We start from the raw sequence: 8,358 nt of genomic DNA on the forward strand, positions 1-8,358 counted from the left end.
TCGGCTGGCGGATCAGCCGAATGCTTCAAACGTTCCGACCACCGGCTTGTCCCCACTCGAGTCAAGGACGCATGCGCGGCCTGGAGACACATTTTCTGTCGTAATGCCCAATGCTGCGATGTCAGGTGGAATTTCGGCATTCAGCGCAAAGCTGGCCGCCAGCCGCGCCGCTGCCGCTCCGCCCATCACGCCATTACCGCCCTGCCCAGCCAGCCAGATGAAGCTAGGCTCTTCGGCGTCGCGTCCGATAACCGGCTCATGGTCGGGAGCGAATGTCCGCAGCCCGCCCCATTTGTGCTTTACGGTGCGAACCTCCATCGTCGTATAGGTATGGATCCGTTCGATAGCGATCGCCACTTCCAGTTCATCTGCTTGCGCATCGCAGGGTTCGGACATCGCCATATCGACTGGCGACACCATGATCCGGCCGGCTTCCGGCTTGAAATAGAACGTCTCGGCGACATCGAAAGTCATCGGCCAACTCTGTATGGAACTGCCCGAGGGTGGGTCGAACACGACCGCGGTCCTGCGGAACGGGACGACATTTCGATAGGGCAGCCCCGCAAGCGACGCGATCTCCTGGACCCAGCCTCCAGCGGCATTGATGACCACAGGCGCTTCAAAGGACCCGCTTGGTGTGGATATCCTCCAAACGTTGCCTGAGCGCTCCAACACTTCGACCTTGCCGTTTGTGACCAGCCGCCCGCCTCGCGCCCGAAGCATTTTCAGATAGCCGGTCAGGAGGGCGTTTGTGTCGATGTCCATACAGTCCGGCTCATAAAGCGCAGAGACAAATTCGCTTGTCCTGATAACCGGGCAGAACCGCAAAGCTTCTTCCGAAGAGGTCAGCTCGATTGACGCGCCTCTGCTCAGCAGCTCATCCGCCTGCGCGGCGAGTTGCGCTTGCTCGCCATCGCGGGCAAGGAAGAGGGCGCCGCGGGGCGTGACGAGCGGGACGTCCGTAAAACCGTCCGGGGGCGTCTCGAGAAAAGCTCGGGATGCGGTGACAAGCCGGCTCCAAAGGGCCGGACCATAGTTTTCCGACATCACGGCCGCAGATCGGCCGGTGGAATGATACCCCGGCGACGACTCCATCTCGAGAACGATGACTTTGCCTTGCAAGCTCAGCTCGTAGGCGACTGAAGCGCCAGCGATGCCAGCACCAACGACAATGAAGTCTGCTGTTTCTACACTCATCTTTGTTCCTCAAGCCGTGTTTTGCGTTCGGACGGGTCCCCCCGACAGACTTTAGAATACCGCTTCGCCAACCTCGATGTTGTGCGTGGAAGTCAGCACCTTGACTTCGCCAGCGGTATCGCGAGCTCCGAGAATTAGAATTTCGGAACTAAATCCGGCGATGTTGCGCGGCGGCATGTTGACCACGCAGGCGACCAACAGACCCATCAGATCATCCGCTTTATAGCTGGTGATCTGAGCACTTGACCACTTGCGACCAAACGGCCCGAAATCGACCTCTACCTTATAAGCGGGATGTCGCGCACGCTCGAACGGCAACACTGCCAGAACGCGCCCGATGCGGATTTCAACTTTTGAAAAATCGTCATAGACGATTTGGGCCTTTTCCATGTCTCACCTCTTTGGGTCACTGTGCCCTTCCGGCGCAGCGAAGTTGGATGGATCGTCGGGGCAATTGTGGGCGTTGCTGTCGATGTTGGATATCGCTTCAGCAGATTGTGCCGCAGCAGATGGCGGATGATGCGGCAAACCTTGGAGAACGCCGTGACCATTGACCAGCAACTCAAAGATCCATCGCTTTTTGCCGAGCTTTGCTACATCGGCGGAAAGTGGGTGGGAGCGAACAGCGCCGTTATCACTCCGGTGGATAACCCCGCAACAGGCGAAATTATCGGCAATGTTCCGAGATGTGGGACTGAGGAAACGCAAGACGCCATAGCGGCCGCGGATCTGGCTTTGAAATCGTGGCGCCGGAAGACCGCAGATGAACGCGCGGCGCTATTGGAGCGGTGGTTCGATCTCATTATTGAAAACAGTGATGATCTTGCGCGGATCATGACTTTGGAACAGGGCAAACCGCTAGCGGAGGCGCGCGGCGAGATTGTCTACGGTGCCTCATTCGTGAAATGGTTCGCCGAAGAGGCCCGACGCGTATACGGCGAGACGATACCGGCAGCGTCAGCTGATGGCCGCATCATCGTGCAGAAACATCCCATAGGGGTTGTCGCTGCAATCACGCCGTGGAACTTTCCAAATGCGATGATCACTCGCAAGGCGGCTCCAGCTCTGGCAGCCGGTTGCACTATCGTGATCAAGCCAGCAGAACTCACTCCTTTCTCTGCCTTGGCTCTTGGTATCCTTGCCGAAAGGGCTGGCATACCCAATGGTGTTATAAACATCGTGACCGGCCAAGCCGCGGAGATAGGCCGCGCATTAACGAGCAGCCCCGTGGTGAGGAAGCTGACTTTCACCGGATCGACCCGCGTTGGCAAGATTTTGATGGAGCAATGCGCAGCAACGGTGAAGCGGGTCGGGCTCGAGCTGGGTGGTAATGCGCCTTTCTTGGTCTTTGACGACGCCGACCTCGACGCGGCGGTCGCCGGCGTGATGGGGAGCAAATTCCGCAACGGCGGTCAAACTTGCGTGTGCGCAAACCGCATCCTTGTGCAGGATGGCATTTATGACGCATTCGCCGAGAGGCTTGCCGCGGCAACCTCGAAGCTCATAGTCGGTGACGGTCTTCTGGAGGGCACCTCCATTGGTCCCATGATCAATCAGGCGGCGATAGCCAAGATCCAGGAACATGTCGATGATGCAACGTCCAAAGGTGCAGCCGTAATTGTCGGCGGCAAGCTGCGATCAGGCCTATTCTATGAGCCGACGGTTTTGCGGGACGCCACGGTCGAGATGAAGATCGCCAAGGAGGAGACGTTCGGCCCGGTGGCCCCTCTATTCAGGTTCTCGACCGAAGAGCAAGCCATTGCAATGTCGAACGACACTCCGTTTGGTCTAGCATCCTATCTCTATACACGAGACATCTCGCGCGCTTTCCGCGTGGCCGAAGCTCTTGAGTTCGGGATGGTCGGAATCAATGCGGGATCCGTATCCACCACAGCCGCGCCCTTCGGCGGCATCAAGGAATCCGGCCTCGGTCGCGAGGGATCGCATCACGGGCTGGAGGAGTTTCTGGAACTAAAAACGCTCCACCTCGGTGGGATCTAAGTGGTAAATGGAACAGCGCATCTCGCCGCCTGAATATGAGAACACACCAAAGCTTTCGCCCAGGCGCGAACGCATCGCGGCTGTGCTTTACGTGCTTTTTTGCATATTCGGCATTGCGCTGGTCGTTTGGTTCAAGGTGTAGCTTTGCCTCGACCGAAAATCAGCTTGTCCGACAGACATCTGCCCGGCATTCGTCGCCCGGCGGATCAAGTCTCAAGGCATCGACGGATCGACGTTCCCGCCCGAAACGGCTAGTATTTGAGGAATGAGTTGCGATGCGCAAACCCAGCACGAATTACATCAATATCGACGGATATTCGTTGAGGGGAAAAATCGCAACACCTGCTTTCGATCTGGAGGTGATAGGCGAAGCTACGCGCCCAAGCGCCCATTCGAATCCAGACATCTTTCTCCTTTTCAGCAACACTCCCCGTGGCGACCGTCTGAAGGTGGGCGCATTATGGAAGCGTCGCAGTCGAGGCGGTGGAATAGCGTACTTCTTGATCCTGCATCTTGGTTTCGGGCGCTGGTCCGCGTATCTTACGCGATCGCATGGCAAGGGCGAAAACACGCTCTGGACTGTCGTTCCCTTCGATAGTGAGAACGTAGCACATCGGTACTGACGCGCATGTGTGCGGAGCTCATCTAGGCCGCCAAATCTTTGCGGCCGAGATAGTGGGCCATGCATCCCTGCCGACCCGTGCGTTTCACGATGGAGGCTGCTTGATGTTTTCCTTTGCCCTTTCTCCTACGGAATAGTACGAACCTTTGCACCAAACTCGACAATGAATCTTGAAGCGGGACTGCTATTTTCCAAGGCAGATGATCAAAGCAGCGGCGGCAAGATCTGGTGCTTACGGCCTACTGTTCCGATCTCAATTGGATCGAATAGGACCGAAGTCAAGCATTGGACGCGCCGAGCCCAGACCCGCTCGCCCGAGGACACTTGGCGCCTGGTCGGCTAGCTTTTCGCGACGGTCGAATCCGGCGAGCGCAAAAACCACTAGTAAACTCCGAGTGTGCGCCTTCTATTCGGAGCGCACGATTGGGGGGGTCTCCAGTTGATCTGCCACTGCCTGCCAATGCTCGGCGAAATAGCCATATGCGGTCTTGATCTGCACACCGACGGGAAGTTCCGGGCATTCATTTTCGCCGTTGCTGCCCCAATTGACCCACCCGGACTGGCGCCGCTGGACGATCTGGAAGGCCCCGGACGGCTCCGATGTCCACCAGATCATGGCGCGACACGTGGCCTCGTCAAACTCCACAGTCTTGTCGGCTGGACCAGGGAAGATCGTTTCGTGCTCGACCGCGGACACGTTGACAGGCTGATCTGTCAGCACCCAAGGACGATCCGTCAGGTCCGCCTTGACGTGCGCTGCGGCGCGAACGCGCGCCAGCCGGTCACGCAGCTCGCCGTCCTCGAGCACGCCCTCCCATTTGCAGAACAACCGCCAATAGAGGTCCCAATGGGCGGATTCGATATCGCTGAGATGCGAACGGAATTCCTCGAACTTCCGGCTTTGGCTTGGCGAGTTGGTCACTGTATCCGCCACCATCGCGACGAGCTCGCCGGCATAGGGATCCCCTGCCCGATAGCGCGTTCCGCCATAGGCGGCGAATCGGTCGAACACGAGTTTGCCGTTGCCACCCTCGAACTCATCGCCAACGGTGATCTTGTTGGTGACGGAGCGGCCGTTGATGACGGTTTGGAACGGGTCGACCCCATAGCGGCGCTGGAAGAAAGCCGTCCTGTACGTGAATACCCAGTCGATTGAGAAACGCTTGCCCTTGAGTTCATCCAGCAGGCCATCCGGGATCGTTCCGTGCATGCGGTAGTGGTGCAGAACCGGACCGCACTCCAGCGTCTCGATCGTAACGGTCGTGTGTTCGGGAGGGTTGATGAGACCATTCTCCGGGGTGAAGAATGGCCCGTAAAAGCCGCCCATGGCATTGTTGCCGGAGGGCAGCAGTTCGAAATCGTCAAGCAATGACCGGAAGTGACGAACCCCCCACTTGGAGGACCCCAGGCCCCGAGCTGTGCCGGAGCAGAGCTCAAGGTCAAATGCACCCGTATCGAGGCGTGCGAAGCAGTCCGTTTCCTTGCCTTTGAGAACCTTTATGCCTGAGACGTCAACCGAAAGAGGGTCGCATGGCTCGTCCATGGTCAGGCGCAGATGGCCAACGAAGCTTACCGTCGCCACGAATCGCGTTTCTCCCGGCTTGGCGTCCTGCGTCAGGCGCTGGCACAACACCCGGTTCCCGGCATCGTCGCGAGCCCACCACAGGGCATGCGGCAGGTCAGCCATGACGGAAAAGGTGATCGGCTCATGGTCGCGCCGGCCTGGGAGAGGATCTGTGATGGTGACGGCAAGGGTCATGCTGGTTCTTCCAGTGCAAGGGTGGCGAGTTTGGATGAAGCGGCGCCGCTAGGACGTGGCGGTTACCGGCCGGAGCCGCGGGGCGGCGCTTTCTTGCTGAAGCGGAAAAGCCCCGGCCGCTGCTTTAGGCTATCGATCGCGACGGCCACGATGATGACCACCCCCTTGATCAGAAGTTGGGTGAAGAATGGCACATTGAGCAGGATCAAACCCGTACTCAGCACGCCAAGGATCACGGATCCAATGAGGGTGCCGACAATTCGGCCGCGGCCGCCGGCAAGACTGGTGCCGCCGAGCACCACCGCCGCGATTGCGTCCAGTTCGTAGCCGGTGCCGGCGGTAGGCTGGGCCGAAATGACGCGGGCGGCGAAGATGACACCCGCCAGGCCGGCGCAACCGCCTGCCAGGACATAGACCGACGTGACGACCCGCTTGACACGGACGCCGGCGAGTTTGGCTGCCTCGGCATTGCCGCCTACGGCATAGACATGGCGGCCATAGCGCGTCCGCTCCAGGATGAACCAAATAATCAGGTAGACGGTAGCCATCACAATGACTGGCATTGGGATACCCCAGAGGTATCCATTGCCGATGTCCTTGAAGTTCAAGGCGCTCGACACGATCGGCTGGCCTTCGGTGATGGTATAGGCAAGGCCGCGCAAGAAGGTCATCGTCCCCAGGGTGACGATGAATGGCGCGAGCGAGAGGTAGGCGGTCAGCGCTCCGTTCACCAGGCCGCAGGCGGCGCCGACGGCAATACCGACAAAGATAGCGGCGGGGGCCGGCACACCCGCGATTGCCGCGATGACGGAGACCACGCCAGAAACGGCAATGATCGATCCGACCGAAAGGTCGATGCCGCCGGTCAAAATCACGAGCGTCATGCCTGCCGCCAAGATGGCGTTCACCGAGATGGCGCGCGCAATGTTGAGCAGGTTGTCGACACGGTTGAAGTTCGGAGCGATCGCCGACATCAGGATCACCAGCGCGACGAGCACCATGAGAATGCCCACGCGATCCCACCATTTGGCAAAATCGAAGGGGGCGCGATCCGGAGCGGTCGGTGTTGCCTGAGTGGTGTCGTCTTGAGCTGTGTTCACGGTCGCACTCCTGTGTTTCCGCTATGAGTCGCAGTGCCCGTCGCATGAAGCATCACTTCTTCTTCCGATGTTTTCTCCGAAACCAATTCGGACACGATCCTGCCCTCGCGCATGACCATCAGGCGATCGCTTATTCCGATCGCCTCCGGCAGATCAGACGATATGATCAGGATGGCCTTGCCGGCGCGTGCGAGTTGGTCGATCTCCTCGTAGATCTCGCGCTTTGCACCGATGTCGACACCGCGCGTCGGCTCGTCGAGGATCAGCACCTTGGAATCGCGAAGCAGCCATCGCGCGAGTGCCGCCTTTTGCTGATTTCCTCCAGACAGAGCCTTCACGGGCAGCAAGGCTGCGTTGAGCCGGAGTTTGAGCCGCTTCATCTGCTCCATAACCGCATCGCGCCGTTTCGTCCGATTGACCACGCCTGCGGCAACGAAGCGGTCGAGTGAACTGATCGCAATGTTGTCCTCCACCGAATGTTCGAGGAACAGGCCTTGCTCCTTGCGGTTCTCGGGCACCATGCCTATGCCGTCGGTAATCGCCTCGAACGGGTCCATCGGGCGACTGGGGCGCCCTTCGATTGTGACTGAACCAGCGGTGCGTGGGTCGGCTCCGAAAATCAGGCGCCCGACTTCGGTCCTGCCCGAGCCGATCAACCCAGCCATGCACACAACTTCTCCGGCCCGAACCGAGAAGTCGACCGGGCCGACGTTTTCGCTGGCCAGACCCGCGACATCGAGGATGGCGGCACCAGGGTTGCGCTTGTCGTGATGGTAGAGGTCGGCTACCGGACGGCCGACCATCATGCGAACCACTGCTGACGGGCTGATCTCGGCCAAGGTGCCGGTCCCAACATAGCCGCCGTCACGCAAAACGGTGACGCGGTCCGCCAATTGCCAGACCTCTTCCATGCGGTGCGAAATGTAGATGAGACCAACGCCCGCCGAGCGCATTTGGGCGATGATCCGATACAGTTCCTGCGCCTCGGCGCGCGACAGCGCCGCCGTCGGCTCATCGAGCACCAGCACGCGGGCATTTTCGCCCACGGCGCGTGCGATCTCGACCATTTGCTGCATGCCGACGCTCAACGAGCCAAGCGGTCGCCGCGGATCAATGGTTGAATGGATGCGCGCCAGCTTCTCTCGCGCTTGCTGCTCCATTCGGTGACGGTCGAGCATGCCCAATCGGGTGCGCGGCTCACGTCCAAGCGCGAGGTTCTCCGCGACCGTCATGTCCGACACCGTGTTGAGTTCCTGGTGGATGATGGCGATGCCGTGGGCTGTGGCTTCGATCGGGGAACGGAATTCGACTTCGTGGCCATCGATGAGGATACGCCCGGCGTCGCGTTGGATATTGCCGGCGAGGATCTTCATGAGGGTCGACTTGCCCGCGCCATTCTCGCCCATCAGCGCATGCACCTCGCCCGCTCGCAGGTCGAAACGGATCTTGTTCAGCGCAAGCGTTGCCCCGAAGCGCTTGGAGACGCCTTCGATGACAAGAAGCGGAAGTTGGGTGCTCATGGCAGCCTCACGGGTCTTGAGGCGGGGGGGGGGGGCCCGGCCCCCCCCCCCCCCCCGGGGTGGGGGGGGGGGGCCGCCCGGGGGGGGGGGGGGGCCGCAGCGCCAACTAACGTCGGTCCAGCGCTCCCGCGAATAACAGAGGTAGGAGCCAAGACCCCC

8 protein-coding genes are annotated in these 8,358 nt (G+C 60.0%); 3 read left to right on the forward strand and 5 right to left on the reverse strand.

Translation table 11 applies throughout. The features are described 5' to 3' along the window. Nucleotides 1-12: 12 nt before the first annotated feature. Complete coding sequence (locus NKJ18_RS26935) at nucleotides 13-1,197, reverse strand: NAD(P)/FAD-dependent oxidoreductase (protein WP_352760611.1); 1,185 nt, start codon at nucleotides 1,195-1,197, stop codon at nucleotides 13-15. Between the two features lie 51 nt (nucleotides 1,198-1,248). Continuing rightward, on the reverse strand, nucleotides 1,249-1,587 hold the full coding sequence (locus tag NKJ18_RS26940) for a tRNA-binding protein (RefSeq protein ID WP_352760613.1): 339 nt from the start codon (nucleotides 1,585-1,587) through the stop codon (nucleotides 1,249-1,251). Nucleotides 1,588-1,716: 129 nt separating this feature from the next. Here NKJ18_RS26940 and NKJ18_RS26945 point away from each other — a divergent pair, with 129 nt between their 5' ends. The 3 genes from NKJ18_RS26945 (at nucleotide 1,717) to NKJ18_RS26955 (ending at nucleotide 3,821) form a co-directional block, all read left to right on the forward strand. After that, complete coding sequence (locus tag NKJ18_RS26945; RefSeq protein ID WP_352760641.1) at nucleotides 1,717-3,198, forward strand: NAD-dependent succinate-semialdehyde dehydrogenase; 1,482 nt, start codon at nucleotides 1,717-1,719, stop codon at nucleotides 3,196-3,198. 7 nt (nucleotides 3,199-3,205) lie between these two features. After that, complete coding sequence (locus tag NKJ18_RS26950; RefSeq protein WP_352760616.1) at nucleotides 3,206-3,340, forward strand: hypothetical protein; 135 nt, start codon at nucleotides 3,206-3,208, stop codon at nucleotides 3,338-3,340. A 133-nt stretch (nucleotides 3,341-3,473) separates the two neighbouring features. After that, nucleotides 3,474-3,821 (forward strand): hypothetical protein, encoded by a 348-nt coding sequence (locus NKJ18_RS26955; RefSeq protein ID WP_352760617.1) that lies wholly within the window; start codon nucleotides 3,474-3,476, stop codon nucleotides 3,819-3,821. A 405-nt stretch (nucleotides 3,822-4,226) separates the two neighbouring features. On the opposite strand, the gene NKJ18_RS26960 is transcribed toward NKJ18_RS26955, so the two are convergent. From NKJ18_RS26960 to NKJ18_RS26970, 3 genes are all read right to left on the reverse strand, one after another. Continuing rightward, the gene (locus NKJ18_RS26960) at nucleotides 4,227-5,579 is read right to left on the reverse strand and encodes a hypothetical protein (RefSeq protein ID WP_352760619.1); all 1,353 of its coding nucleotides are present in this window, start codon (nucleotides 5,577-5,579) and stop codon (nucleotides 4,227-4,229) included. Nucleotides 5,580-5,641: 62 nt separating this feature from the next. After that, nucleotides 5,642-6,679, reverse strand: a complete 1,038-nt coding sequence (locus NKJ18_RS26965) for an ABC transporter permease subunit (protein ID WP_352760621.1) — start codon at nucleotides 6,677-6,679, stop codon at nucleotides 5,642-5,644. Then, on the reverse strand, nucleotides 6,676-8,358 hold a 1,683-nt coding region (locus tag NKJ18_RS26970; RefSeq protein WP_352760623.1), incomplete at its 5' end, for a sugar ABC transporter ATP-binding protein. The genes NKJ18_RS26970 and NKJ18_RS26965, both read right to left, overlap by 4 nt.

Source organism: Mesorhizobium sp. M0217, from assembly GCF_040321955.1.
GTDB lineage: Bacteria > Pseudomonadota > Alphaproteobacteria > Rhizobiales > Rhizobiaceae > Mesorhizobium.

Bases quoted from the DNA above. Each gene is read 5' to 3' on its own strand.
- NKJ18_RS26935 (WP_352760611.1), bottom strand. From the start codon at position 1,197: ATGAGTGTAGAAACAGCAGACTTCATTGTCGTTGGTGCTGGCATCGCT.
- NKJ18_RS26940 (WP_352760613.1), bottom strand. From the start codon at position 1,587: ATGGAAAAGGCCCAAATCGTCTATGACGATTTTTCAAAAGTTGAAATC.
- NKJ18_RS26945 (WP_352760641.1), top strand. From the start codon at position 1,717: ATGCGGCAAACCTTGGAGAACGCCGTGACCATTGACCAGCAACTCAAA.
- NKJ18_RS26950 (WP_352760616.1), top strand. From the start codon at position 3,206: ATGGAACAGCGCATCTCGCCGCCTGAATATGAGAACACACCAAAGCTT.
- NKJ18_RS26955 (WP_352760617.1), top strand. From the start codon at position 3,474: ATGCGCAAACCCAGCACGAATTACATCAATATCGACGGATATTCGTTG.
- NKJ18_RS26960 (WP_352760619.1), bottom strand. From the start codon at position 5,579: ATGACCCTTGCCGTCACCATCACAGATCCTCTCCCAGGCCGGCGCGAC.